Origin of the sequence: Actinoplanes subtropicus (assembly GCF_000721705.1) — a bacterium.
Classification (GTDB): Bacteria; Actinomycetota; Actinomycetes; order Mycobacteriales; family Micromonosporaceae; genus Actinoplanes; species Actinoplanes subtropicus.
Genome location: NZ_JOJL01000003.1, coordinates 95,266 through 120,894 on the forward strand (window position 1 = coordinate 95,266; position 25,629 = coordinate 120,894).

Annotated in this window: 18 protein-coding genes; 6 read left to right on the top strand and 12 right to left on the bottom strand. The window is 72.0% G+C overall.

Features of this window, described 5'->3' with window-relative positions:
* Positions 1 to 7: 7 nt before the first annotated feature.
* The gene (locus tag IH26_RS0105145; RefSeq protein WP_030434933.1) at positions 8 to 1,198 is read left to right on the top strand and encodes a S53 family peptidase; all 1,191 of its coding nucleotides are present in this window, start codon (positions 8 to 10) and stop codon (positions 1,196 to 1,198) included.
* A gap of 120 nt (positions 1,199 to 1,318) precedes the next feature.
* On the opposite strand, the gene IH26_RS0105150 is transcribed toward IH26_RS0105145, so the two are convergent.
* Positions 1,319 to 6,199, bottom strand: a complete 4,881-nt coding sequence (locus IH26_RS0105150) for a diguanylate cyclase (RefSeq protein WP_063763651.1) — start codon at positions 6,197 to 6,199, stop codon at positions 1,319 to 1,321.
* On the bottom strand, positions 6,196 to 6,495 hold the full coding sequence (locus IH26_RS61170; RefSeq protein ID WP_030434935.1) for a hypothetical protein: 300 nt from the start codon (positions 6,493 to 6,495) through the stop codon (positions 6,196 to 6,198). The genes IH26_RS0105150 and IH26_RS61170 overlap by 4 nt, the downstream gene beginning before the upstream one ends.
* 145 nt (positions 6,496 to 6,640) lie before the next feature.
* Here IH26_RS61170 and IH26_RS61175 point away from each other — a divergent pair, with 145 nt between their 5' ends.
* Together IH26_RS61175 and IH26_RS0105165 are read left to right on the top strand one after the other, a co-directional pair.
* Positions 6,641 to 7,261, top strand: a complete 621-nt coding sequence (locus IH26_RS61175; protein WP_169789720.1) for a helix-turn-helix transcriptional regulator — start codon at positions 6,641 to 6,643, stop codon at positions 7,259 to 7,261.
* A gap of 58 nt (positions 7,262 to 7,319) precedes the next feature.
* A complete protein-coding gene (locus IH26_RS0105165; protein WP_169789721.1) occupies positions 7,320 to 8,888 on the top strand; it encodes an MFS transporter in 1,569 nt (522 codons plus the stop codon).
* Positions 8,889 to 8,927: 39 nt separating this feature from the next.
* Here the strand turns inward: IH26_RS0105165 and IH26_RS0105170 are convergent, their stop codons facing one another.
* From IH26_RS0105170 to IH26_RS0105195, 6 genes are all read right to left on the bottom strand, one after another.
* Positions 8,928 to 10,073 (bottom strand): ferritin-like domain-containing protein, encoded by a 1,146-nt coding sequence (locus IH26_RS0105170; protein WP_030434938.1) that lies wholly within the window; start codon positions 10,071 to 10,073, stop codon positions 8,928 to 8,930.
* 62 nt (positions 10,074 to 10,135) lie between these two features.
* The gene (locus IH26_RS55530; protein ID WP_030434939.1) at positions 10,136 to 10,912 is read right to left on the bottom strand and encodes a VOC family protein; all 777 of its coding nucleotides are present in this window, start codon (positions 10,910 to 10,912) and stop codon (positions 10,136 to 10,138) included.
* On the bottom strand, positions 10,909 to 11,643 hold the full coding sequence (locus tag IH26_RS55535; protein ID WP_030434940.1) for a DJ-1/PfpI family protein: 735 nt from the start codon (positions 11,641 to 11,643) through the stop codon (positions 10,909 to 10,911). The genes IH26_RS55530 and IH26_RS55535 overlap by 4 nt, the downstream gene beginning before the upstream one ends.
* Positions 11,644 to 11,757: 114 nt before the next feature.
* Positions 11,758 to 12,483: a TMEM175 family protein gene (locus IH26_RS0105185; protein ID WP_084598639.1), complete on the bottom strand. Its 726-nt coding sequence runs from the start codon at positions 12,481 to 12,483 to the stop codon at positions 11,758 to 11,760.
* A 2-nt stretch (positions 12,484 to 12,485) separates the two neighbouring features.
* Entirely contained in the window at positions 12,486 to 13,190 is a 705-nt protein-coding gene (locus IH26_RS0105190; protein WP_030434942.1) for an SDR family oxidoreductase, read from the bottom strand.
* A gap of 117 nt (positions 13,191 to 13,307) precedes the next feature.
* Positions 13,308 to 14,033 (bottom strand): type 1 glutamine amidotransferase domain-containing protein, encoded by a 726-nt coding sequence (locus IH26_RS0105195; protein ID WP_157437063.1) that lies wholly within the window; start codon positions 14,031 to 14,033, stop codon positions 13,308 to 13,310.
* Positions 14,034 to 14,141: 108 nt separating this feature from the next.
* Between IH26_RS0105195 and IH26_RS0105200 the strand changes: the two genes are divergently transcribed.
* Positions 14,142 to 15,068 carry a LysR family transcriptional regulator gene (locus IH26_RS0105200; RefSeq protein ID WP_030434944.1) on the top strand — a complete coding sequence of 309 codons (927 nt, stop codon included), beginning with the start codon at positions 14,142 to 14,144 and terminating at the stop codon, positions 15,066 to 15,068.
* Between the two features lie 18 nt (positions 15,069 to 15,086).
* On the opposite strand, the gene IH26_RS0105205 is transcribed toward IH26_RS0105200, so the two are convergent.
* The 3 genes from IH26_RS0105205 to IH26_RS0105215 are packed head-to-tail and all read right to left on the bottom strand — an operon-like array spanning position 15,087 to position 19,754.
* Positions 15,087 to 15,455 carry a hypothetical protein gene (locus IH26_RS0105205; RefSeq protein WP_157437064.1) on the bottom strand — a complete coding sequence of 123 codons (369 nt, stop codon included), beginning with the start codon at positions 15,453 to 15,455 and terminating at the stop codon, positions 15,087 to 15,089.
* A gap of 46 nt (positions 15,456 to 15,501) precedes the next feature.
* Positions 15,502 to 17,604 carry a glycogen debranching protein GlgX gene (gene glgX, locus IH26_RS0105210; RefSeq protein WP_030434946.1) on the bottom strand — a complete coding sequence of 701 codons (2,103 nt, stop codon included), beginning with the start codon at positions 17,602 to 17,604 and terminating at the stop codon, positions 15,502 to 15,504.
* Positions 17,601 to 19,754 carry an AGE family epimerase/isomerase gene (locus tag IH26_RS0105215; protein ID WP_063763652.1) on the bottom strand — a complete coding sequence of 718 codons (2,154 nt, stop codon included), beginning with the start codon at positions 19,752 to 19,754 and terminating at the stop codon, positions 17,601 to 17,603. Before IH26_RS0105215 ends, glgX begins: the two co-directional genes overlap by 4 nt.
* A gap of 282 nt (positions 19,755 to 20,036) precedes the next feature.
* On the opposite strand from IH26_RS0105215, the gene IH26_RS0105220 reads away from it, so the two are divergent.
* Positions 20,037 to 22,661 carry an AAA family ATPase gene (locus IH26_RS0105220; RefSeq protein WP_030434948.1) on the top strand — a complete coding sequence of 875 codons (2,625 nt, stop codon included), beginning with the start codon at positions 20,037 to 20,039 and terminating at the stop codon, positions 22,659 to 22,661.
* Positions 22,662 to 22,762: 101 nt separating this feature from the next.
* Here the strand turns inward: IH26_RS0105220 and IH26_RS0105225 are convergent, their stop codons facing one another.
* Positions 22,763 to 23,959: a glucose-1-phosphate adenylyltransferase gene (locus IH26_RS0105225; protein ID WP_030434949.1), complete on the bottom strand. Its 1,197-nt coding sequence runs from the start codon at positions 23,957 to 23,959 to the stop codon at positions 22,763 to 22,765.
* A gap of 162 nt (positions 23,960 to 24,121) precedes the next feature.
* Between IH26_RS0105225 and IH26_RS0105230 the strand changes: the two genes are divergently transcribed.
* Positions 24,122 to 25,627, top strand: coding sequence for a GMC family oxidoreductase (locus IH26_RS0105230; RefSeq protein ID WP_030434950.1), 1,506 nt, complete (start codon positions 24,122 to 24,124; stop codon positions 25,625 to 25,627).
* The last annotated feature ends 2 nt before the right edge of the window (positions 25,628 to 25,629 follow it).

A 25,629-nucleotide genomic window follows, 5' to 3' on the forward strand; every position in this document is an offset into this window, starting at 1 on the left:
AAGGCCCATGCGAGTCCGTACCGTCGCGCTGGCGCTCGGCGCCGCGTCCACCGTGGCCGCGCTCACCCTGGCCGGCATCGAGAACGCGGCGGCCGACACCGCGCCCCGGATCAGGAACGCCTGCCCGAGCGTCGCCCCGCCGAAGGCCATGTGCTTCGCCCAGGTGGTGGTCGGCGGCGGACCGCTGGCCGCGCCCGCCGGGTTCGGCCCGGCCGACCTGACCTCGGCATACCAGATCCCGGCCGGCGGGAGTGGCCAGGTGGCCGGCGTCGTCGACGCGTACGGCGACCCGAACCTCGAGGCCGACCTCGCCACCTATCGCAGCACATACGGGCTGCCGGCGTGCACCACGGCGGACGGGTGCCTGCGCATCGTCAACCAGGCCGGCGACGCGTCGCCGCTGCCCGCGCCGGACACCGGCTGGGCACTGGAGACGTCGCTGGACGTGGACATGGTCTCGGCGGTCTGCCCGGCCTGCCGCATCCTCGTGGTCCAGGCCGACTCCAACGGCCTCGACCAGTTGGGCAGCGCGGTCGACACTGCGGTGCGGCTGGGCGCGACCGTGGTGTCCAACAGCTACGGCACCGGGGTCGAGTTCGCCGGCGAGACCGACCTCGAGTCGCATTACGTCCACCCCGGACATCCGATCGTGGTCAGCGCCGGGGACATCGGCTACTCGGCCTCCTTCCCCGCCGCGTCCCCGCACGTGACCGCGGTCGGCGGCACCACGCTGACCCGGTCGGCCGGCGGCTGGTCGGAGACGGTCTGGCCGGGGACCGGCTCGGGCTGCTCGGCGTACCTGCCGAAGCCGGCCTGGCAGACCGATCCGCACTGCCCGATGCGGATGCTCAACGACGTGGCCGCGGTGGCCGACCCGGCGACCGGGGTGTCGGTCCAGGACAGCTATCAGTCCACCGGCTGGCAGGTCGTCGGCGGCACCAGCGCCTCGGCCCCGATCATCGCGGCCATGTACGCGCTGACCGGCGCGGCGAGCCGGATCAACGACGGGTCGGTGCCGTGGCTGCGGCACAGCGCTGCCGCGTTCCGGGACGTGACCAGCGGGTCCAATGTGCCCGGTCCGTACTCGGCCACCTGCGGCGGCGACTACCTGTGTACCGGGACGGCCGGATACGACGGCCCGACCGGCTGGGGCACGCCGACCGGTGTCGGCGGGCTGACGCCGGCGTCCGTAGGCTGACGCAGGCGTCCGCGGGCTGACGCAGGCGGCGGGCTGACGCAGGCGACGGCGGGCTGACGCAGGCGACGGCGGGCTGACGCAGGCGACGGCGGGCTGACGCGGGCGTCAGCGGCCGGCTGATCAGCCGACCGCGACCCGGTTGCGGCCGCCGCGTTTGGCCTCGTAGAGGGCCTCGTCGGCGATCTTGATGAGGCTGTCGGGCTGGACACCGGCGACCGGCGCCCCGGCGGTGACGCCGACGCTGATCGTGACGATGCCGCCGTCGACCAGGGCGTGCGGCGCCCGCAGGTCGGCCACCGCCCGCCGGGCCCGCTCGGCGACCTGCGCCGCGCTGGCGGCGTCCGCGCCCGGCATGATGATCGAGAACTCCTCGCCGCCGTAGCGGGCGACCAGGTCGGTGGTCCGGACGCTCGCGGCGGCCGCCCGCGCGACCAGCCGGAGGCACTCGTCGCCGCCCTGGTGGCCGTAGTGGTCGTTGTACTTCTTGAAGTTGTCGATGTCGATCATGGCCAGCCCGATCGACTCCCCCGAGCGCAGCGCGCGCAGCCACTCGTGCTCCAGGACGTCGGTGAGGCGGCGCCGGTTGGCCAGCCCGGTGAGCGGGTCGGTGATGGTCAGCAGCTCCAGTTGCCGGTTGGCCTCGGCCAGCGCCTCGGTGCGTTCGGCGACCTTGCGTTCGAGGGAGGCGTAGACGAGGGCGTTCTCCAGCGACACCGTGAGCTGGCCGGCGATCATCTGGACGGCGTCGAGCCGCTTCATCGTGAACGCGCGCCGGGTGAGCCGGTTCTCCAGGACGAGCATGGCCTTCGGGGCGCCCTGGCTGAGCACCGGGACGACCAGCAGCGAGCAGTGCTCCAGGCCGGACAGGTACGGATCGCGGGCGACCCGGTCGTCGCGGGAGGTGTCGTCGACCAGCATCGGCTCGCGGGTCCGTTCGGCGTAGCGCAGCGCGGTCAGCGGCAGCAGGCGCTGCTCGGCCGCCTCGGCCAGGCTCAGCGCGGGCCGGCCGGCGACCAGGTCGGCGGGCAGCAGCCACCCGCCGGTGGCGTCGTCCCACAGCACGACCCGCACCTGGGTGGCGCCGGTCATGGCGCTGAGTACCTGCTCCACCCGCAGCCGCAGCCGCTCGAGGTCGGTCTCCGAGCTGAGCGCCCGGGCCGCCTCCAGGACCGCGAGCAGGTCGATCACTTCGGTGGAGACGTTGACGCTGCTGGTGGTGCCCAGCGCGCTCCCCCGGGCCCCGTTCCGGGAGGGCGCGGCGGCGACGAACGGGTGGTCGTGTTCCAGCTGGCGGGCCTTGGCGTGGGCGCCCCAGGCGGCGTACGCGTGGAAGGCCTCAGTGAGCAGGTGCTGTCCAGCGTGTTCCATCCCGTACCGCAGGAAGAAGTTTCCGGCCCGCTCGTGGATCAACGCGGTGTGCCAGAGCCGGCCCGACCCGGTCGCGTCGCCGCAGGCCGCGTCGTAGGCCTTCGCCGCGGCGGCGAGGTCGCCGGCGAGCACGGCGGTCTCCGCGTCGGCGAGCCACTGCAGGTGGCGGAAGTTGCCGGGCTGGTCGGCGGCCCGGGCCGCCAGGAAGTCCCGGCTGGTCCTCAGGTCGGCGAGGGCCGCCTCCCGGTCGGCGCCGGTGGCCGTGCCGGCGCGGGCGGCGGCGCCCAGCACGTTCAGCAGGTGCCCGAAGAGCGTGCCGTAGGTGGCGGTGATGAACGGCAGCAACGCCATGGCGGCCGTGCTGTGCCGCGCCACGGCCGGCTCGTCGCCGAAGGCGGCCGCGACCATCCCCCGGCACAGGTGGAAGTTGACCACCGCCGTCGGGTTGTCCGCCACCGCCGCCAGGTGGGCGTCCTCGTCGAAGGAGTCGTCGGTGAACATGCCCGGCGCCGCCGTCTCGCCGCGCAGGGCCCGCCGGAGCTGCCGGTAGGAGACCATCACCTTGGCGGTGTGGTCGTAGCCGATCCGCTCGAACAGCGACAGGGCCGACTCAACCTCGGCGCCGAACCCGTCCAGGTCGGCGCAGTCGAGCGACTGGGTGATCGAGCCGTAGTAGGTGTTGGCGGCGTTCTGCAGGTCGCCGCCGCGCAGCAGGCCGTCGCGGGCCTCGCGGCACAGCCGCACCCCGTTCTCCACCGGCTCGAACCAGGCGATCGTGCCGAGCCCGTGCAGGAACTTGGCCTGGGACGTGTCCGGCTCGTAGCCGCGGGCCTCGCCGACCGCGATGACCCGGCGCACCGCCTGGTAGCCGGCCCGGTAGTCGCCGCGTACTGGGATCGTCACGAAACCGGCGTGGCTGAACGGCCCGATCAACGCGGCGGCCGGACCGTGCCGGGTCCACACCTCGCCCGCCTCCATCACCAGCCACGCGAAGGTCACGTGGTCGGAGAAGAACGCCGGCGGGATCATCCGGTTGATCACCCGGGCGATCGCGACCAGCCGCGGATCGGCCAGCTCGGGCCGGTGCAGGTCGTCGTCGGGGTCGCGGGCGAGCCAGCCGTACACGGTCTCCAGGCCGGCGCCGATCGCCGGGCCCATCTCGTCGGTGGCCGGCACCGCCACGCCGAGCCGCCGGAGCTGGGCGAGCCCGAGCCCGAGGGCCTCGCCGAACATGCCCCGGTTGGTCCAGCCGACGATCTGCTCACTGACCGGGCCGGTGTGCGGCACCGGTTCGGGGCCGGCCGCCTCGAGCGCCTCGAAGACCGCGTCGGCCTCGGCGAACTTGCCGAGGCTGCACAGCGACGCGTGCCACTCGCCCTGCACCGCCCGGTAGCTGTCGTCGGCCGGGTCGAGCAGGGTCAGCGCCGCGGAGAGGAAGGACTCGGCGGCGCCGTGGTTGGTGACCATGCGGGCCGCGGTGGCGGCGTGACGCAACAGGGCGGCCGCCGACTGCCGCTCGGCCGGCTCGGTGACCTCGTCGAGAGCGGGCAGATACTGCTGGGCCGCGGCGAGGGCGTACGCCGGGTCGTCGGCGAGCCGGCGGGCGATGGCCAGGCCCAGCCGGGTCCGGAAGTTCACCTCCATTTTCCCGTACGCGGCCTGCTGCACCCGGTCGTGCCGGAAGCTCGCCACCGGCGTGCCCTCCCGGCTCACCACGATCAGGCCGTCCTCGGCGGCGGGCAGCAGCGCGAGCCCGATCTGGTCGGCCGGCTGGCCGGACGCCACCCGCAGCAGCGTGAGGTCGACCTCGCCGCCGAGGCAGGCCATGACCTCGAGCAGTTCCCGCGTGCTGGCCGGCAGCGCCTCGATCCGGGCGCCGAGCAGGTCGACCACGTCGCCGCGGCCGACGAACCGGCGCAGCGTGGCCGCGTCCCAGCGCCAGCCGGTCCCCTCGGGCACCAGCGCACCCTCCCGGCGCAGCGCGTTGACCAGCTCGACGGTGTCGAACGGGTTCCCGCCGGTGCGGCCGGCCAGCGCCTCGGCCAGCGGCGCCGCCTCGGGCACCGGCAGCCGCAGCATCTCGGCCAGCAGCGTGCCGAGGTCGCCCGGGGGCAGGTTGTCCAGGCGCATCTCGCCGCCGGTGCGGCGCAGCCGGGCCAGGATCGCGGTGAGCGGGTGCGCCTCGTCGACCTCGGCCTCCCGGAACGCGCCGAGCACCAGCACGCCGGGCAGGTCGGATTCGTCGAGCACCGAGTCGAGGAAACCGAACGCGGCCGGCCCGGCCCACTGCAGGTCGTCGATGAAGAAGACCACCGGGTGGGCGCTGGAGGCGATGCACCGCAGCAGCGCGATGCCCACCTGCCGGATCCGGGCCAGGGCGGTGCGCGGGTCGTCGACGGTCTCCTCGGGGGCGACGCCGAGCAGCGCCGCGAACGACGGCAGCACCGCGGCGGCCAGGCCGGCGTTGCCGCCGAGCGCGTCGAGCAGCCGTACCCGCAGGGCCGCGACCTCCTCGTCCGGCTCGGCCAGCAGTTGCGCGCCGAGGGCGGTGAAGGCCTGCCCGACGGCGTCGGCGCCGAGGTCGCGGCGGTACTGGTCGAACTTGCCGGTGACGAACCGGCCGCCGGCGGTGGCGACGGCCGGGCGGAGCCGGTCGATGAGCGCGGTCTTGCCGACGCCGGGCGGGCCGGTGACCAGGGCGATGCCGCGGTTGCCGGTGACCGCCTCGGCGAACAGGCCGCGCAGGGTGGCGAGCGGCGCCTCCCGGCCGACGAGCCGGGCGGGCGGGGCCAGGCGCAGCGGGAAGTCGCGCTCGGCGAGGGGGAAGGCCGCGTCGCCGGCGCGGAGCCGGTCGAGATCGTAGGCGAGCCCCTCGCCGGACTGGTAGCGCTGTTCCGGCTCCTTGGCGAGGAGCCGCATGACGATGTCCGACAGGATATCCGGGAGGTCCGGGTTCAGCTGGGTCGGCGGGACCGGGATCCGGGCCAGGTGATCATGTACGAGCGTGAGCGGGTCGGCATCGCGCCCGAACGGCGGCGTCCCGGTCGCCAGCTCGTACAGCGTGGCGCCGAGCGCGTAGAGATCCGCACGATGGTCGACCGGCCGCCCGGTCCGCCCGGTCTGCTCGGGCGCGAGATAGGGCAGCGTGCCGGCGAGACCGTCCTGCCGTACGGGCGCGAACCGGTCCTCGGCCATCGACGTCGCCAGCTCGAAGTCGATCAGGGTGGGCGGCCGGTCCGGCGCCGGCTCCCCGTCGACCAGCGGCACCAGGATGTTGCCGGGGCTGATGTCGCGGTGCACCACGCCGTGCCGGTGGATCGCCGCCAGGACGCCGGCCAGCCCACGGGCCAGTGCGATCAGTGGTTCGGCGGCCCACGGCGCCGGCAGCGCCGCGAGCGGGCGGGACGGCGTGTCGACCAGGAGCAGGGCGTCGCCGTCGCCCTCCCCGACCGACCGGGGGATACCCTCGACGCCGTCGAGCCGGCGCAGCACGTCGCGCTCGTTGCGGAGGCGATCGGCGGCCGTGGGTCCGAGCGGCTGCTTCCGGATGAGCGGAGGCGAGCCGTCGGCCGGGTAGACCCGGACAACCCGAGTGCGGTCGCTGTCATGGAGGACTTCGTCGCGGGACCTCACAAGCCCCTCATCGGCCGGATGGGCAGTTTCGCTGAGGGTACGGGATTTCCCGGGCCGGCCGTGGTGAAGCGGGGCAGCGCGGCGACCGCCACCGAGAGCAGGGCGACGATGGCGATCTGGACGACCTCGACGCCGAGGGTGGCGACGCCGCGCCAGGCCTGCTCGCCGCCGTCGAGGCCGGGGTCGTCCGGGCCCGATCGTCGGTTTGCTGACTTTTTGGTGGGGTTTATTATTGGGTGCCGGCAGATAACCGACGAGTAGCTGACCGGAATCTGATAGCGAGCGATGGTCCGCAATTTTTCCGATGCCGGGTGGTCGATTTTCCGATTGGTCCGCGCTTGCCCGCGGATGGTAGTTTCGCGAATGTCGCGGCGGGTTGCCGACCGTTTCGGCGAGCCGCAAAGCGGGGCGAGAGCGGGGCGACATGCGTGCGGTGTGCCGATGAATCGACAGGGCGAGGTCGTGCTCGTCGCGGGCTGCTGGTCCGCGTTGCCCGACGGTGCCGCGTCGGTGCGGGCCGGCGATCATCTGGTGGTCCGGGTCGACGCCCGGGTGCGCGCCTGCCAGGCCGCCATCGTCCGGTACTCGGCGACCTGGCTGATCCTGGCCGGCGGCATCGACGACGTGCAGCGTGACTCGCTCGTGCAGGCGGCCCGGCACGCCTCGGCCGAGGTGCACGTGGCGGTGCTCGGCGGCCCCGGCGACAACAGCCACTCCGAGCGCTGGCTGCGCCGCGGCTGCGCGGCCTACCTGGAGCTGACCGACCCGGTCGAGCGGGTGCTGCGGGTGCTCAATTTCGTTCGCGAGACCGGCCTGATCGCCGTCGACAAGCGTTTCCACGTCGCCTCCGCGCCGGGCGAGGTGATTGCGATCTCCGATCTGACCCGGCGCGAACGAGAGGTTCTGCATTGGCTGCGGCAGGGCCGGCGGAACCACGAGATCGCCGCCGCGTTGAGCGTTTCCGGCAGCACGGTCGGATTCCACGTACGCAATGTTCTGGAAAAGCTCGGCGCGCGGAATCGCGTCGAAGCAATTCGACGGGCCGACCTTTTGGGCCTGTGAGTAGCCCGATTCATCCCTACTCACGATGACCGCCCGGTTCGTCGATAACGTCCGCCGGGTGACCACAGCAGAAATCGCCCCCGAGCACGCGACCGACCGCCGGCGGTGGGCCGTGCTGGCCGTCGCGCTGACCGGCGCCTTCCTGGTGATCGGCGGGGTCTCCATCGTCAACCTGGCCATGCCGTCCATGCAGAGCACGCTGCACACGAGCGCGAACACGGTGGCGCTGGTGATCGCCTCGTACAGCCTGGTCTATGCGATCTTCCTGATCGCCGGCGGACGCCTCGGCGACCTGGCCGGGCGCAAGACCGCGCTGATGGCCGGCCTGGCGCTGTTCACCGTCGCGGTGGCGGCGTGCGGCCTGGCCCCGACCGCCGGCTCGCTGATCGCCGCCCGGGTGCTGCAGGGACTGGGCGCCGCGCTGATCTACCCGCAGATTCTGTCGATCATCGAGGAGACCTTCGACGGGCCGGAGCGCAACTTCGCGCTCGGCCTGTTCGGCGCCACGATCGGTGGCGCCGTGGTGGCCGGGCAGCTGATCGGCGGCGCCCTCATCCAGCTCGACCTGGGCGGCCTGTCCTGGCGGCCGGCCTTCCTGGTGCTGGTGCCGGTCGGCGTGGTGGCGCTGGTCGGGGGCCACGTCTCGATGACGAACACGACCTCGCGGACCCGGCACAGTCATCTCGACCTCGGCGGCATCCTGATCCTCGGCGGCGCGCTGACCATGCTGATCCTCCCGCTGCTCGAGGGGCGCGCCGCGGGCTGGCCCTGGTGGCTGGTGGCCGTGCTGGCGGCGGCGCTGCCGGCGTTGGCGGGCTTCTTCGCGTACGAGAGAAGGCTTTTGCGCAGTGGCCGGGTCCCGCTGCTCGACCCGGCCCTGTTCCGGCAGCGCTCGTTCTCGGTCGGCAGCGCGATGGGCATCGTCTTCTTCATGGGCTCGCTCGGCTTCGCGGTCTACACCTCGCTGGTGCTGCAGACCGGCGCCGGCTTCAGCACGATGCGGGCCGGCCTGGCGTTCGCGCCCACCGGCCTCGCGCTGCTGGCGGCCTCGCTGACCGCGCCCCGGCTGATTCCCCGGCTCGGCCGGCACGTACTGAGCATCGGGTACGCGGTCCTGGCCGCCGGGCTGGTGGCGACGTTCGTGACGGTGGAGCTGGCCGGCCCGCACCTGTCCGTATGGACGCTGGCGCCCGCCCTGATCGCGGTCGGCGCCGGCCAGGGCTTCGGGATGTCGCCGCTGGTCGGCACCGTGCTGTCCGGCGTACGGAAAACCGATGCCGGCGCGGCCTCCGGCGCCCTGACCACGTCCTTCCAGGTCGGCCAGACGCTGGGGATCGCGCTGGTCGGCACGGTCTTCTTCACGCTGGTCGGCGCGGGCGAGGGCAGCCAGTCCGAGCGCTACCTGTTCGCGTACCGGGGATTGACGCTGTTTCTGGCGGCGCTGGCCGCCGTGCTGTTCCTGCTGGTCTTCTTGCTGCCGCAACCCAAGGCTCGGGCCGACGTCTTCCTCGATCGGCACCCGCACGGGCTGGCCGGCCTGGTGCACGCGGCCTACCTCGCGACCGGCGGGCGAGCGGGCGAGCGACTCGTGCACAAGATACTCGCCCACCATCAAAACGAGGACTGAAAAGGCCGCCCGGTCCGGGCGGCCTTTCCGTACGCGAGGTCAGCCCAACCGGAACCGCGGCCCGTAGAAGACCGGCGCCGACAGGTCGGTGTAGCGGACCAGGAAGCCGAACTCCTCGGGGTAGAGCTCCGGCAGCCGGTCGATCAGCGGGCGCGGGATCTCCCGGCGCATGAAGGTGAACGACGAGAACACCCGCAGCTTGGTCATCGCCTCGACGGCCTGGCCGAAGGTGGGCCAGATCTGGTCCACCGGCCCGACCCACATCTTCTGCAGTGCGTCGAGCATGCCCCGGTAGATCTCGTCGAACGCGGCCAGCTCGCCGGCCACCGCGTCCGCGTCCGGGTCGAGCCGGACGATCCGCTCGTAGCCGTCGGACGGCACCGCCAGCGTGTTGATCACCTCGGGCCAGGGAATCTCCGCGCCGGCGAAGAACAGCGGCTCGGTCTCCCGGGTCAGCGCGGTGCCGCCCGGGTCGTGGTACGTCGCGCCGTAGTACAGCTCGGCGAACCGCCCGTAGTGCGACTCCTCGTTCTGGAACTCCGGACCGGCGGTCAGCCGGCCGGCCGGCGAGCCCTCGCCCTGCTCGAGGATCTCGTCGATGCCCCGGTTGAGCTGCTCGATCGGGTCCATCGGCAGGTCCGGCGAGAACGTGTTGAAGCCGATGTTGTCGCCGACCTGGTTGGCCGGCCCACCGCCGGCGAAGGCGGCCCGCACCTCGTCGGCGTTCCCGTTGATCGCGTCCTTGATCGCCAGGTAGAGACGCCCGATGGTCGGGTAGCTCTCGGCCGTGTGCTCGGGCGCGAGCAGGAAGAACGGCGCCTCCAGCCGCATGAAGTTGGCGAGCTGCCGCTTGGACAGCTTGGCCAGCCCCACCTGCAGGTCCGGCTCGACCCCGCCGGGCAGGCCGAAGCGCGGGTAGCCGGGGTCGAGGTCACGGATGCGCGGCGTGCCGCCGAGCGCGGAGAGCATGTTGGCGGCGATGGCCATGTGCACCATCTCCTCCATCAGCACGCTGCGGATGACGTTGTACGTGGTGTAGTTCTGCACTTCCAGGGACAGCATCGCGGCCGTGTAGAGCGGCAGCGTCGAGTGCTCCAGGGCGATCGCGGACTGCAGCGCCTCGCGCAGCCAGGCGACATCGCGATGCGCCGGCGCGGTGGCGATCTGCTCGACGGCGGTGGTCATGGTCCTCCTCCTCGGGATACGCAAAGAGGCGGGGGCAGCGACCGCTGCCCCCGCCGGAAAACTCAGCCGCCGATGCCGCCCGGGAATTTGCCGGTACGCACCCACTCGGTGAGGGGCTCGCGGTCGCTGATGTCGACGTACTCGATCCGGCCGCCGAACAGGTCCGGTCCCGTGATCATGGCGAACGGCGGGCTGTCGCCGTCCATCCGGAACAGCGCGTCGATCGCCACGTCCTGGGCCCGCAACTGCTCGAGCCGGCCGGCCATGTCCGACTCGTAGAGGCCGTAGTAGAGGATGCCGCCGCACTGGGCCGCCGACACGATGCCGTCGCCCTCGGCCTGGATCAGCTCGTAGTAGGGCGGCTCGGTCATCGACATGACGGCGGTCAGCTTGAACTCGTGCGGCTCCGGGTCCTCGAGCCGGGGCACGTCGAAGACGGCCGGCTCGGTGAACTTGACCCCCAGCACCTCGGAGTACCGCGCGACCGCCTTCTCCAGATCCGGCACCACGATGCCGGTGTGGAAGAACGCGGTCGGCGGCGGCGGAGCCACCAGGTCGCGGTGCACCTGTACGGCCGGCGCCTCGAGCAGGCACTCCATCAGCTCCGGGATGAAGTCCCGCAGGTAGGGCGTCGACTGATGCAGGCGCAGCGCCTCGTCGTCGCGATATTTCTCGATCACCGTACGGGTGCGGCCGTCACCTTCGACCGGCGTCACGTACTCGAAGGCGACGCAGCCCTGCTCGGCGCCGAGCACCTGCCCGGTCAGCTTGGCCATCAGCCGGTCGAGCGCGGCCTCCTTGCCGGGCCTGACCTTCTGGACCGCGGTTACCGTGATCACTTGGCCTGCTCGGGCAGCAGCATCGGCTGGAAGAAGTCCTGGAACAGCGGCTCCAGGTCGGGGTGGTAGTAGAACTCCGGCCCGGCCTCGTTGAAGATCTGCTCGCCGATGCCGCCGAGGGTGTCGAACATCATCGCGACGATGGTGCCGACCTCCCGTCCCCAGTAGTGCGCGACCAGCGCGACCGTGCTGCCGTTGACGCCGTACGAGCCGGTCGTGGTCCACAGTTTCTGGTCGGGCAGGCCCAGCCACATCTTGCGCGGCTGCGGGACGGTCGTGCCCTCCTCCCGCATGCCCCGGGTCACCGCGGCCACGCAGGTGACCGGGTTGCTGCCGAGGATGCCGGCGCGGTGCAGGATGCCGACGCCCGAGCAGTTCGCCGCGATGATCTTGCCGGCCTCGTGGTGACGGCGGATCGTGCCGAGCATCCGGTCGTCGAGCGTCATCTTGCCCGAGCCCACGCCGCCCGGGATGTAGAGCAGGTCGAACAGGTCGTTCTCGGTGAGGACGGCGTCCGCCACGACCTGGGTGCCCATCTGCATCTTGACGATGCCCGGGTCGAGCGAGACGAACTTGACGTCGATGTTCCTCGCCGGCTCGGACCGCGGCCAGGGCGAGATCTGGCCGGCGAGCACCATCTGCGCGCCCTTGAAGATCTCCAGCGGGGTGATCGTGTCCTGCTCGCTGCAGCTCTCGTAACCCACGACGGCGACGCTCTGGATTTCGGTCATTGCGTACTCCCCTTGGACTCGTGCGGTGAGGAGGCCGACGCTAGGGGCGCGCGGATCGACCGTCCTGAGTACGCATGGCGGAGGATTACTCACCCCGGCCGGGACGACTACCCGTCAGAACTTGTCGAGCGGGTGGATCTTCGGGGCGATCGCGGAGTTGAGCTGCAGAAGAACGATGAAACCGATGCCCACGTACGTGTTCCACACGCCCAGCAGCACACCGGCGAAGTAGAGGCTCTGCGCGATCACGATCCGCCGCTCGGCGCTGCGCCGCATCTCCGGGTCCCGGTCCTCGCGCAGCAGCCCGGCCCGCTCGGCGTAGCGCAGCGCGGCCAGCAACAGCAGGCCTAGCAGCAGCAGGTTGAGCCAGTAGACGACCAGCGCCAGCCGGAACGTCATGTACTCGGCCAGCAGCGCCGTCGAGAACGGCATGAACGAGACACCGAGCAGGAACGCCAGATGCAGCCAGGTCAGCTCCCGGTTGCTGCGGACACAGTGGTTGAGCTGGGTCTGCTGGCCGACCCAGAACATGCCCAGGGTGAGGAAGCTCAGCGCGAACGCCAGCGCGCTCGGGCCCACCTTCAGCAGCGCGTGCCACAGGGCGCTCTCGGCGTTCAGGGCGCCGGCGTGCCACATCGGGACCTGCCGGTGCACCTCGTCGAGCACCGGCACCTTCAGGTCGAGCACGAGCAGGGTCAGGGTGACGGCGAAGATGCCGTCGCTGATCGCCGCGAGCCGTTCCACGCTGCCGCCCGCGATCCGGTGGTACAGCGTGTGGTGCCGCCGGTGGTGCCGGTCGTCCCCGGGTTCGTCGAGATCGTCCAGGCCGGGCGAGTCCATCGTCACCCGGCCTGCCCGACCGGACGCACCACGACGGTGTTCACGTCGACGCCGGCCGGCTGGGTGAGCGCCCAGGCGACGGTGGCCGCGATGTCGTCGGCGGAGAGCACCACCCGCGGGGCCTCCGTCCAGAACGGCGTGTCCACCGGGCCGGGCGCGATCAGCGTGACGCCGATGCCCGCCCCGGTCACCATGAGGCGCACGTTTTCCGCCATGCCGGTGATCGCCCACTTGGTCACCGAATACATGTTGCCGGGGGTGTGCTCGAGGCCGGCCACGCTGCCCATCAGCACGATGCGGCCGCGGCTCGCGGTGAGCGCCGGCAGCGCGGCCCGCACCAGCAGGGCCGGGCCGAGCACGTTGGTCAGCATCATCTCGCGCCACCGCGCCGGGTCGCCCTCGGCGATCGTGTCGTGGGTGGACAGCCCGGCGTTGGCGACCACGTGGTCGAGCCGGCCGAACCGCTCGACCGTCGCGGCGACCGCGGCCTCGACCGGCCCCGGCTCCGCGGCGTCGGCGACGACGGTCAGCAGCCGGTCGGCGGCGGCCGCCTCGGCGGCGAATTTCTCCAGCCGGGCCGCCTCCCGGCCGGTGATCGCGACCCGGCCGCCGGCGGCGAGCAGGCGCCGGGTGGTGGCGGCGCCTATACCGCTACCGCCGCCGGTAATCAAGGTAACCGGCGCGTCGCTGACCGTGACGATACTCATGCCGACTCTCCCGTGCGATGTGGACGGATAGGTCCGGGCGCGCCAGGTTTCTGCGGAAGCTCCGCGCCCAACCGTCTCATTACGATGACCCTGTGATCAATACGGCTGATAACGTGATCAAAGGTTCGGGGTGCTCTCCGCCGGGCCGAGAACCTCGGCCACCGCGCGCCCGGCCGCGGCCGCCGAGGCGGGGTTCTGCCCGGTCACCAGTCGGCCGTCGACCACCACGTGCTCGGTGAACTCGGGGGCCGGCTCATGCTTCGCCCCCCGCTCGGTCAGCGCGTCCGCCAGCAGGAAGGGCACCACGTCGGTGAGGCCGGCGGCCCGCTCCTCGGCGTTGGTGAAGGCGGCGACCCGCTTGCCCGCGACCAGCGGGCTGCCGTCGGCGAGCGTCACGTCCACCAGGCCGGCCGGCCCGTGGCAGACCGCGCCGACGACGCCACCGGCCTCGTAGATGTCGCCCGCGAGCCCGGCAAGCGTCGCGTTGCCGCGGAAATCCCACATCGTGCCGTGGCCGCCGGCGAAGAAGATCGCGTCGTAGGCCGCCGCGTCGACCGCCTCGGGCCGGCGGGTGTCGGCGAGCTGCTCGCTCATCGCCGGGTCGTCGAGGAAGGCCCGCTGCACCGGGTCGTCGAGATCGGCGCCGTCGATCGGCGGCCGGCCGCCGGCCGGCGAGATCAGATCGACCGAGTAACCGGCGGCCGTCAACTCGTGCCACGGGTGGGCCGCCTCGGGCAGATAAAAACCGGTGCTGCGACCGGTGTCGCCGAGCCGGTCATGACTGGTCAGAACGAGCAGGATTTTGCCGGTGTGCGTCACCGTGACCCCCGCAATTTTGAACATTATTTCATTGATCGGCGTATACAAACCGGACACGCCACATTTAGACCCTAGGGCACCGGGCAAGAAAGGTCCAGGAACAGAAAATGAATGGGCGTCATAGGATTTTTGATGGATGATTCGACGAATCCCGGCGGCGGCGTGGACCTGTCTTTGGTGAGTACGTTTCTGGCGGTCTACCGGGCCGGTTCGCTCACCGGGGCGGCGCCGCAGCTCGGCCTTTCCCAGCCCACCGTCACCGCGCAGATCAAGACGCTCGAGGCTCAGCTCGGGCAGCAGCTCTTCGAGCGCGGGCCGCGCGGCGTGGCGCCGACCATGGCCGCCGATGAGCTCGCCGGCCAGGTGGCGCTGCACATCGACGCGCTGACCGCGGCGACGCAGCGCAGCATCGCCGGCGACTCGCCGTTCAAGTCCTCGGTGCACCTGGGCGGGCCGGCCGAGATGACCGCGATGCGCGCCCTGCCGTCGCTGGCTCCCCTGGTCAACCAGGGCCTGCGGCTGCGGGTCACGCTGGGGCTCGCCGAGGACCTGTTGGCCGGCCTGCCGACCGGGCGCTACGACATCGTGGTCTCGACGATCCGGCCGCGCGGCGCGTCGCTGGTCGGCGAGCCGCTCTTCGAGGAGGAGTTCGTGCTGGTCGCGGCGCCGTCGACGGCCACGCGGATCGACCAGCGGCGGCTCGCCGACGACCCGGCCTGCGCGCTGAGCGGGCTGCCATTGATCGCGTATGCGGAGCATCTGCCGATCATCCGGCGGTACTGGCGGCAGGTCTTCGGGCAGCGGCCCGCGCAGAACATCGCGGTCGTCGTGCCCGACCTGCGCGCCGTGCTGGCCATAGTGGCGGCCGGGGCGGGCGCCAGCGTGCTGCCGCACTACCTCTGCGCCCCGGAGCTGAAGAACGGCGACCTCGTCTCGTTGATCACCCCGGAGGCGGCGCCGACCAACACGGTCTTCCTCGTGACCCGGTCCGGCGCCACCGCGTTCCCGCACATCGCGGCGGTGCGGGAGCGGCTGCTCGACGAGGCCCGCACCTGGTGACCAGCGGGCCCGGCGAGATCAGCGGTAGCCGATCACCGCGGCACACTCGCCGGGCAGCTCCACCGCGTCGGCGTTGAGCGTGACGCCGAGCCGCGAGGCGATCAGCACGCCCCGCGGCCACGGCGGCACGGCGATCCGGCGCCGCCCGGCGGCGAGGTTGGCGATCACCAAGAAGTCGTCCGGGCACAGCTCGGGATGCCGCGCGCGCAGGGCCAGCAGCCGCCGGTGGTAGTCGAGCAGCTCGCGGTCGGCCGGCTGCCGGACCGCCGACGGGAACGGCCCGGCCAGCAGCAGGGTGGCGCGCAGGCGGGCCAGCCGCAGCAGTCGTGCCCGCCCGGCATCGGCGGCGGCCCCGCTCGACGTGCCCGCCCCCAAGCGGGCGGGCACGTCGGATTCATGACGGACGCGACCCGGGTGGCCGTCGTGCAGCACCTCAGGCTTTCCCGGACCGGTCGGCCGAGACCAGCACCACCACGCTGCGCCCCTCGACCCGGTACGACGTCGCGGAGGAGAGCTCCTCCTCCTCGCCCGGCTCGGTGATGTCGTGCGGCGCCGCCAGGGCGGTGTCCACCGACCGGTACCAGCGGCGCCCGGCCACCGGCGGGATCTCGAACTCCAGCGGGTGGTCCTCCATGTTCATCATCACGTGCAGGTCGGCACCGTCGCCCGAGCTGCCCAGGGTGAACGCGAGGACGCCCGAGTTCGGGTCGTTGAAGCCGGGCTTGCCCAGCTCGCAGCCGTGCCACGACATGTCGGCCAGGCCCCGGTCGTTCACCTCGCCGGTGAAATAGCGGGCCCGGTGCAGCTCGGCATGGTCGCGCCGCTTGGCGATCAGCCGCGAGTAGAACCGGCCCAGACCGGCGTTGGTCGCGGTGAGCCGCCAGTCGAACCAGGTCAGCTCGTCGTCGTGGCAGTACGCGTTGTTGTTGCCCTGCTGCGTACGCCGGACCTCGTCGCCCGCCACGATCATCGGCACGCCCTGGGAGAGCATCAGGATGGTGGCGAAGTTGCGGACCTGCCGCTCGCGCAGCGCCTCGACCGCCGGGTCGCCGGTCGGCCCCTCGACCCCGCAGTTCCAGCTCAGGTTGTTGTCGACGCCGTCCCGGTTGTCCTCGCCGTTCGCGTCGTTGTGCTTCCCGTTGTACGACACCAGGTCGTTCAGCGTGAACCCGTCGTGCGCGGTGACGAAGTTGATGCCGTTGATCGGCGCCCGGCCGCCCGGCTGGTAGATGTCCGAGCTGCCGGCCATCCGGGTGGCGACCGCCCCGGTCAGCCCCCGGTCACCGCGGACGAACCGCCGGATGTCGTCGCGGAACCGGTCGTTCCACTGCGCCCAGCGCATCCCCGGGAAGTAGCCGACCTGGTAGAGGCCGGCCGCGTCCCACGGCTCCGCGATGATCTTCGTATCGGCCAGCGCCTCGGTCAGCTCGATGTGCCAGGGCACCGGCGCGTACGGCATCGGCGAACCGTCCGGGCCACGGGAGAGGATCGACCCCTCGTCGAACCGGAAGCCGTCGACGTGCATCTCCCGGACCCAGTACTCCAGGCATTCGACGATCATCTTCTCGGCGATCGGGTGGTTGCAGTTGAGCGTGTTCCCGCAGCCCGAGTAGTCCATGTAGTACTGCCGGTCGGCCGGGAACAGGTGGTAGTAGACGTCGTTGGCCAGGCCCTTGTAGCTGATCGTCGGGCCCTGGTGGTTGCCCTCGCCGGTGTGGTTGAAGACCACGTCGAGGATCACCTCGATGCCGGCCGCGTGCAGCGCCTTGACCATGTCGCGGAACTCGCGCACCGGGTCGCCCTCGGCGGGGCTGACGCAGTAGCCGTCGTGCGGCGCGAAGAACGCCATCGGGCTGTAGCCCCAGTAGTTGGTCAGCCGGCTGCCGTCCGGCAGCGTCCGCTCCCCCTCGGTCTCGTCGAAGAGGAAGACCGGCATCAGCTCGACCGCGGTGATGCCCAGCTCCCGCAGGTACGGGATCTTGTCGATCACGCCGCGGAAGGTGCCCGGGTGGGCCACGCCGGAGGTCTTCGACCGGGTGAACCCGCCCACGTGCATCTCGTAGATGACCGACTCGTGCATCGGCCGGTTGAGCGGCCGGTCGCCGGCCCAGTCGTAGTCCGAGGTGTCGATCACCGTGGACCGCATCGAGGTGGCCAGGTTGTCGCCGTCGCCGCAGGCGTCGCCGCGCCGCCAGAGCGCCTTGGTCACCCCCCGGGCGTACGGGTCGAGCAGCACCTTGTCCGGGTTGAAGCGATAGCCGTGTTCCGGCGTGCCGGCCGGACCGTCGACCCGGTACGCGTAGTGGGCCCCCGGGCGCAGTCCCCGCACGTACACATGCCAGAAGTTGAAGGTTCGGTTTTCGTCGGACTGCAAGGGGATGGCCTGCACCGGCTCCACGTCGTCGTGCGCCGAGAAGAGCAGCAGCGTGACCGCGCTGGACCCCTCCGAGTAGACCGAGAAATTCACGCCGGCCGGGTCGACCGTCGCGCCCAGCGGGTGAGCCTGCCCCTGCTCGACCTTGTAGAGACTGGTCATCGGGTCACCTCCGGCTCGGCGATCGGCTCGATGGCGGAGGCGTCGTCGACCACCGTGGCCTGCTCGAGGAAGCCGACGTCGCCGAACACGGCGCGCGCGTCGTCCGGCACGCCGACCAGGTAGATGTCGGTGTCCAGGGTCAGGCTCTGGCAGGCGAAGACGAGCGCCCGGGCATTGGTGCGGGTGATCGAGGCGAGCGCCTCGGCCCGGAGCACGAGCTGCTTGGGCCGGGCCGCGACGACCCGGCTCAGGTGGTTGCGCAGCGCCTCCTCGGCCTCGTCGTCGAGGTCGCCGTCGAGCACCAGCACGGCGGCGCCCGGGTCGAGGTCGAGCCGCAGCCCGTGACCCACGGTCGAGGGCACCAGGCAGACCCGCACCTTGATGTCCGACTCCCGGTTCTTCGGCAGGTTCACGGCCAGCGCGTCGGCGTCGAAGTCGGTCCACCGCTCGCCGTCGATCCACACCGCCTGCAGGCGGACGCTGCCCGGCGGCAGCAGATCGGGGGCGACCCGCAGCACGCCGTCCGGGAAGCCGTTGGGCTGCGGCTTGAAGTACAGGTCCATCGGCTGCTTGCGGACCAGCAGGTTGGTGTACGTGGCGGCCAGGTAGCACAGCTCGAAGCTGTGGTAGCCGGACATCGAGTGGCTGCCCTTGAGCCGCTCGGTGCCCAGCAAGTAGGGCAGGCCGTCGGCGAGCACGTTGAAGTAGACGGCCCCGGAGTCGTGGTCCGGGAACCAGGCGTTGTAGAACGAGATCGACTCCCGGGCGTACTTCTGGAAGTCGGCGCCGCCCAGCGTGCCGTTGAGGATCAGGTACGCCAGGATCGCCTGCTCCTGCTGCCACCAGGCCTTGCGGTCGTGCCAGACCAGCCGGTGGAAGCTCTGGCCGGGGGCGAGCGTGCGCTCGACGACGTCGTACCAGCCGCCGCGCTGGCGGTCCATGCCGACCTGCGGCATCAGCTTGGCGATCTTGCTGGCCAGCTCGGGATACGCCTCGTTCGGCCGCAGCTGGTGGATCCGCATCAGGTTCCAGGCGATCTTCAGGTTGTGCCCGACCACGGCCCGGTCCTGCTGCCAGCCCCAGCCGCGGTCCGGCGACCAGTCCTCGTGGAAGCGCTCCTGCACGAACGGGCTGTTGTCGTAGTCCGGGAACCGCTCGGTGATGATGTCCCCGACCGAGGAGAGGAACTGGGCGTACCGGTCCGCGCCGGTGGCCAGCCAGAGATTGATCAGGTACGCCGGGGCGTGGTCGCCGATCGAGTTCCAGTTCTTGCGGGCCCGGTCGACGGTCAGCGACGGCGACCGCGGGTCGAAGGTGACCGGGTCGACGTGCGAGAAGTAGCCGCCCTTGTCCCGGTCGAGGAAGAACCGGTCGAACAGGTTGATGGTCATCTCGGCGTCCCGCAGGATCCGCGGGTCGCCGGTGATCCGCAGCGTCTGCACCGGGCCGGCCAGGGCGTAGATCTGCTCGTACGCCGGAATCGCGTCGTAGTCATCGCCGAACTGCGAGGCCAGGATCTTGCGCTCGCGGCCCTCCCGGACGTCGATGCCGTGGTACCAGTAGACGACGCCCTCCTGCTCGTCGACCGCCCGCATGTGGTCGCGCAGGTACTCGGTGCCGCGCTCGGCCGCCTCGAGATACCGGTCGTTGCCGGTAAGCAGGAACGCGGTGGCGAAACCGTAGATCAGGCGGGAGATCGTGTCGGTCTCCTGCCGGGTGCCGGGCACCTTCTGGCCCTCGACGGTGAGGTGGGTGCGGTAGCCGCGGTAGTCGATGACGCCGTCCGGGAACTGCGCCCGCAGGTAGAACTTGCCGAGCGCGTCGACCTGCTTGATCCACCAGTCCGGCTCCTCGAACCGGAACTCGCCGACGCCCTGGCCGACCAGCACGATCCGCTTGGCCTCGTAGTCGCCGTCCGGGTAGAAGATGCCGTGCGCGAACAGGTACCGGCCAACGCCGAGCGCCTGCTCGATGCCGCCGTCGGGCGCGGTGAACGGCTCGTCGAGGTTCCGCATGACCTCGGCGTACGTGGCATCGGTCAGCCGTACGGTGAACCGGCGGTCGTCGGTGGTGGCGAGTTCGAACGTACGGTCGTCCGCGTCGAACCGGGTGACGTATCCGGCGATGGTGTCGGAGAAAGTGAAGTCCATGCCAACCTCATCCATTCGCGAGTCCGCTTCCTGGGGCGAACGGTAGAGATCAAGCGATTGACGGTCGTGAGTAGCTGCCGCGAGCCTCACTCATGGCAGAAAATGATCTACTCACCGCCCCCGCCGGGTAATTGTGAAATCCACGTTAAACATTCCCTTTCCTGTTCGTTCTGTCAGTTGCGGAGGCAGCGATACCGCGTGACATCATCGGCCGTGACGTTCGGTCCACGCCACGTGACGAATTGTGTCGCGGCCAGGTCCCACATCTCAGGGGGAGGACATGTGCGGGCGCCATCGATCTTGACGGTCACGGACGAACGAAGGGCGCCGGAGGAGTGGCCGTTCGTCGGCCGCGAGGCCGAGCTGACCCGCATCCACCGGGCCCTGAACGGCCGGACCGCCGGCGTGGTGCTCTCCGGCCCGCCCGGCGTCGGCAAGACCCGGCTCGTCGCCGAGGCCCTGCGCCGGGCCGAGCGGCGCGGCCAGCCGTCCCACCTGCTGCGGGTCGACCACGCCTGGTCCGGGGTGCGGCTGGGCGCCTTCGCCCACGTGCTGCCCGTGACCAAGGCCGGCAGCCATCCGCTCGACCTGCTCGCCCGGGCGTCCCGCGCGCTCGGGCTGACCCACCAGGGCCGGCGCCTGGTCCTCGGGGTCGACGACGTGCACCTGATCGACGAGGCGTCCGCGGCGCTGGTGCATCAGCTCGCCGGCACCGGGCGGGTGGCGCTGCTGGTGACGATGCGTACCGACCAGCCGGCGCCGGAACCGATCACCGCACTGTGGAAGGAGGGCCTGGCCGACCGGGTCGAGGTGGCCCCGCTCGGCCGCGACCACGTCGAGGAGCTGATGCAGTCCGCGCTCGGCCGGCCGGTCAGCCCGTCGGCCGTGCACTTCATCCACCGGGCCGCCCAGGGCAACGCGCTCTTCCTGCGCGAGGTGGTGATGGCCGGGCTGGAGAGCCGGGCGCTCGCCGACGACGGCTGCGCCTGGAACTGGCGCGGCCCGCTGCGGATCAGCCCGCGCCTGCTGGACGTCGTCGAGTCGAGCATGGGCGCCCTCGACGAGGAGGAACTCGCCGTGCTGGAGGCGGTGGCGCAGAGCGAGCCGCTGGAGGCCCGCTTCCTGGAGCGGTGGTATCCGGGCGCCGCGCTGCACTCGGTGGAGCGGCGCGGGCTGATCGCGACCGAGCACGACGGCCGCCGCCTGTCGGTGCGGCTGACCAACCCGCTGCACGGGCACCTGCTGCGCGAGCGGACGCCGGAGCTGCGGGCCCGGGCGCTGCGCCGGCAACTCGCCGACGAGCTGGTGCGGATCGGCGCCCGCCGCAAGCGGGACCCGCTGCGGATCGCGATCAGCCGGCTCGACGCGGGCGGCTGCGAGGAACCGGAGCTGATGCTCACCGCCAGCCGTACCGCCCTCGAGGAGCACGACCACCCGCTCGCCGAGCGGCTGGCCCGGGCGGCGATCGACGCGGACGCCGGCGCGGCCGCCGAGCTCGCGCTCTCCTGCGCGCTGCACGCCCAGGGCCGGCACGAGGAGGCCATGAAGGTCATCGAGTGCCTCGAGCCCGAGACGCTGGACGAGGCCGAGCGGGCCCAGGCCGCCGCGCTGCGGGCACAGACCCTCTCCTCGATCGACGGCGAGATCGCGGCCGCGCTGCACGCCACCCACACGCCGACCGGCAGCGCCGCGTGGCGGCTCATGCTGGCCGTGCTGCAGGCGGCCATCCTGCTGGTGGCCGGCGAGATCGGCTCGGCGCTGCAGATCGCCACCGACGCGCTGGACTGGGCGACCGCCGAGGAGTTCATCCTGCTGCCGGCCGCGCTGACCGCCGGCATCGCGCTGGCCGCCCACGGGCGCTCGCCGCTGTCCGTACCGCCCGGCGACATCGAGACCGGCCAGCCGATCCGGTTCGCCGAGCTGGTGCCGGCGCAACACCTGGTGGTGCAGGTGACCGGCGGCCTCGACGAGGCGGCCAGCCGGCAGGAGCGCCGCTACCGCAGCTGTTTGGAGGGCAACGACCACAGCGTCGCGCGGGCCTGGTCGGCGCTGCTCGGGCGCACCGAGCTCGACCGCGGCCGGGTGCCGCAGGCGCGGCACCGGCTCAACGAGGCCGCGCACGGCGACCCGGCACGCGCCGGGCAGGCCCCGATGGCCTGGCTGGCCGAGGCGTGCGCGGTGCTCGGGGACGTCGAACGGGCCGAGTCCGCGCTGGCCGTCGCGGAGTCGGCACGGACCCCGGCCACCGCGCTCTTCGACCCCGACCTGGAGCTGGCCCGGGCCTGGCTGATGGCCGCCCGCGGCGACCTGACCCGGGCGGCGGGGCACGCCGAGCGGGCGGCCGAGGTGGCCCGCCGCGCCGGAAACCTGCCGATGGCCCTGGTCGCCCTGCACACGGTGGTGCGGCTGGGCGGCGCCGGCCGGGTGGCGCCGGCGATCGACGAGCTGGCCGGGCAGGTCGACGGGCCGCTCTCCCGGGCGTACGCGGCCCACGCGGCGGCACTGGCCGACGGCAGCGGCCCGGCGCTCGACCGGGTGGCCGAGGCGTTCCGCGCGGAGGGCGCGCTGCTGCTGGCCGCCGAGGCGTCGGCCGAGGCGGTCACGGCGTACTACGCGATGGGCCGCCGGGGCCGGTCGCAGGCGGCCGGCGCGACCGCCCACGCCCTGCTGCAACAGTGCGGCGGGGTGCGCACCCCGGCGCTGATCGGCCTCAAGGCGCCGGCTCTGACCCAGCGCGAACGCGAGGTGGCGATGCTCGCCGCGCAGGGCCAGTCGAGTCGCGGCATCGCGGCGCAGCTCGGCCTCTCCGTCCGCACCGTCGACAACCACCTGCAGATGGCGTACGGAAAACTGGGCATCAACGGCCGCCGGGCACTGGCCGAAGCGCTCGACGCCACCACCGGGTAGGCCCGTCCGGCGAGATCGCCGTCCAGGGCGTTGTCGCTGCGTGATTTCGAAGACGTCGTCCTCGGCGTCGCGTCGATGTGAACCTTGGCGGGCGTAGACCCTCAGACGCTTTCGAGGTCGGTGCCCTTGCCGACGGCCACGATTCCGGCGGGGCTGCGGCGGTAAAGTTCCGCGTCGGCGGCCGCGTCGACCCCCAGTTCGACCCCGTCGCCGACCCGTACCGCCGAGTCCACAATGGCCCGCCGGACCACCGCGCCCTTGCCCACGTGCACGCCCGGCAGCAGCACGCTGTCCCGCACCACCGCGCCGCGCTCGACCACCGCCCCGGCGCCCAGCACCGACCCGCTGACCGACCCGCGCACCGATACGCCCGGCGCGAGCAGCGACCCGTCCGCCCGGCCGCCGCCGATCACCCGCGCCGGTGCCCCCGCCACCCCGGGCAGGATCGGCCAGCGCGGGTTGTGCAGCTCGAACGCCGGCTCGTCGGTGAGGAGGTCGCGGTGTGCGTCGTAGTACGCGTCCAGCGTGCCCACGTCCCGCCAATACCCCCGCTCCCGCTCCGGCTGCCCGGCCACCTCGTTGTCCGCGAAGTCGTGCAGATAGGCCCGGCCACCGGCGACCAGTCGCGGGATCAGGTCGCCGCCGACGTCGTGCCCGGAGGCCGGGTCGGCGGCGTCGGCGCGCAACGCCGCCAGCAGTGCGGCCGTACGGAAGACGTAGTTGCCCATCGACACCAACGGGCGGGCCGGCGGGTTCACCGGCTTCTCGACGAACGCGTGGATCCGGCCGTCCGCGCCGGCGTCCAGGCAGCCGAAGGCGCTCGCCGACGACCGCGGCACCCGCAGGCCGGCCACCGTCACGTCGGCGCCCGCCGCCACGTGCTGGGCGATCATCTGGGCCGGGTCCATCCGGTAGATGTGGTCGGCGCCGAAGACGGCCACGTGGTCCGGCTCGTCGTCGTGGATCAGGTGCAGCGACTGGAAGAGCGCGTCGGCGCTGCCCGCGTACCAGCGGGCGCCGAGCCGCTGCTGGGCCGGCACGCCGACGACGAACTGCCCGGTGCTCGGCGGCGCGGCCCAGGCGGTGGCCAGGTGCCGGTCGAGCGAGTGCGACTTGTACTGGGTCAGCACGTACAGCCGCCGGAGGCCGCCGTTGACCAGGTTGGACAGCACGAAGTCGATCAGCCGGGCGCCGCCGCCGAACGGCACGGCGGGCTTGGCCCGCTCCGCGGTGAGCGGGCGCAGGCGCCGGCCTTCGCCGCCGGCCAGGACGATGCCGAGGATCCGCTGGGTACGCACAGCCGCAGCCAACCCGAATCGCCGCGCCCGGTCCTGAGTAATCGCCGGCCCCGGCCGCTCAGGCCGGTGGGTAGGCCCAGCCCATCTACTCACGACAGTCGATCGCAGCGCTCCTAACTTGGCTCCCATCGTCCGGAAGAACTCCGACCAGGGGAGTGCCTCATGAAGTACGACCACATCATCGTCGGCGCCGGCTCCGCGGGCGCCGTGCTCGCGGCCCGGCTGAGCGAGAACCCCGACTGCTCGGTGCTCCTGCTCGAGGCCGGGCCGGACTGGGCCGAGCGGTCGCAGATCCCCGAGGACATCGCCAACGCGCGCACCGTCTCGGTCGAGAAGCACGACTGGGGCTTCACCGCCGAGGCGGTGCCAGGCCGCACCATGGAGTACGCCCGGGGCAAGGTGGCCGGCGGCTGCTCGGCGGTGAACGGCGCGATCGCGCTGCGCGGCATCCCGGACGACTTCACCGGCTGGGCCAAGCTGGGCAACGACGAGTGGGCCTGGGAGTCCGTCCTCCCGCACTTCGTCGCCCTGGAGAACGACCGCGACGTGGACGCCCCGTACCACGGCAAGAACGGCCCGACGCCGATCGTCCGGGCCAAGCACGACGAGCTGGTGCCGCTGCAGAAGGCGTACCTCGAGGCGTGCCTCGGACAGGGCTTCGGCTACGTCGCCGACCACAACGACCCGCAGTCCACCGGCGTCGGCCCGATCCCGATGAACCGCGAGGGCGACCTGCGGTTCTCCACCGCGATCGCGTATCTGGAGCCGGCCCGCGGCCGGGTGAACCTGACCATCCGCCCGTACACGCGGGCGAACCGGGTGGTCTTCGACGGCGGCCGGGCGATCGGCGTCGAGGTGGAGAGCGGCGGCCGGACGCAGACCGTCTACGCCGACCACATCACGCTCTCGGCCGGCGCCGTGAACACCCCGGCCATCCTGCTGCGCTCCGGCGTCGGCCCCCAGGCGCAGCTCGAGGAGCTGGGCATCAAGGTCGTGCTGGACCAGCCGAACGTCGGCGCCAACCTGATCGAGCACCAGCAGATCACCGTCGGCATCCTGCCCAAGGACGGCGTCACCCAGCTGACCGACCCGGACGTGCAGATCATCGCCCGGTACACCAACCCCGGCAGCGACCAGTTCAACAACATGCAGATGTACTTCGTCAGCCGGTACGTCCCGATCACGCACCGCCCGATCAGCGTGATGAGCGTGCTGCAGAAGCCGAAGTGCCGCGGCGAGATCACGATCACCTCGACCGACCCGGCCCTCCAGCCGAAGATCTTCCTCAACTCGTACGGCGAGCCCGAGGACCAGAAGATCGCGCTGGACGGCGTCCGGCTCTGCTGGGCGATCGCCAACTCGGACCCGATCAAGGAGCTCTCCATCGGGCTCGCCGACACGCTGACCCAGCGGCAGGTCGACGACGACCAGGCGCTGCTGCGCTACATCCGGCAGCATTCGGCGACGCTGTGGCACCCGGTCGGCACCGCCCGGATGGGCACCTCCGGCGACGACGCCGTGGTCGACCAGCGGCTGCACGTACACGGCCTGGAGAACTTGAGCGTCGCGGACGCTTCGGTGATGCCCGACCACGTGAGCGGCAACCCCAACCTCACCACGTACGTGATCGGCGAGCGCGCCGCCCAGTGGCGCCAGCAGGGTCTCTGACA

What these genes read in the sequence shown, in the direction of transcription:
- glgX (WP_030434946.1), bottom strand. Translation starts at nt 17,604, where the DNA reads ATGACCAGTCTCTACAAGGTCGAGCAGGGGCAGGCTCACCCGCTGGGC.
- IH26_RS55535 (WP_030434940.1), bottom strand. Translation starts at nt 11,643, where the DNA reads ATGACCGAAATCCAGAGCGTCGCCGTCGTGGGTTACGAGAGCTGCAGC.
- IH26_RS0105200 (WP_030434944.1), top strand. Translation starts at nt 14,142, where the DNA reads ATGGATGATTCGACGAATCCCGGCGGCGGCGTGGACCTGTCTTTGGTG.
- IH26_RS0105230 (WP_030434950.1), top strand. Translation starts at nt 24,122, where the DNA reads ATGAAGTACGACCACATCATCGTCGGCGCCGGCTCCGCGGGCGCCGTG.
- IH26_RS0105215 (WP_063763652.1), bottom strand. Translation starts at nt 19,754, where the DNA reads ATGGACTTCACTTTCTCCGACACCATCGCCGGATACGTCACCCGGTTC.
- IH26_RS0105145 (WP_030434933.1), top strand. Translation starts at nt 8, where the DNA reads ATGCGAGTCCGTACCGTCGCGCTGGCGCTCGGCGCCGCGTCCACCGTG.
- IH26_RS61175 (WP_169789720.1), top strand. Translation starts at nt 6,641, where the DNA reads ATGAATCGACAGGGCGAGGTCGTGCTCGTCGCGGGCTGCTGGTCCGCG.
- IH26_RS0105190 (WP_030434942.1), bottom strand. Translation starts at nt 13,190, where the DNA reads ATGAGTATCGTCACGGTCAGCGACGCGCCGGTTACCTTGATTACCGGC.
- IH26_RS0105195 (WP_157437063.1), bottom strand. Translation starts at nt 14,033, where the DNA reads ATGTTCAAAATTGCGGGGGTCACGGTGACGCACACCGGCAAAATCCTG.
- IH26_RS0105170 (WP_030434938.1), bottom strand. Translation starts at nt 10,073, where the DNA reads ATGACCACCGCCGTCGAGCAGATCGCCACCGCGCCGGCGCATCGCGAT.
- IH26_RS0105185 (WP_084598639.1), bottom strand. Translation starts at nt 12,483, where the DNA reads ATGGACTCGCCCGGCCTGGACGATCTCGACGAACCCGGGGACGACCGG.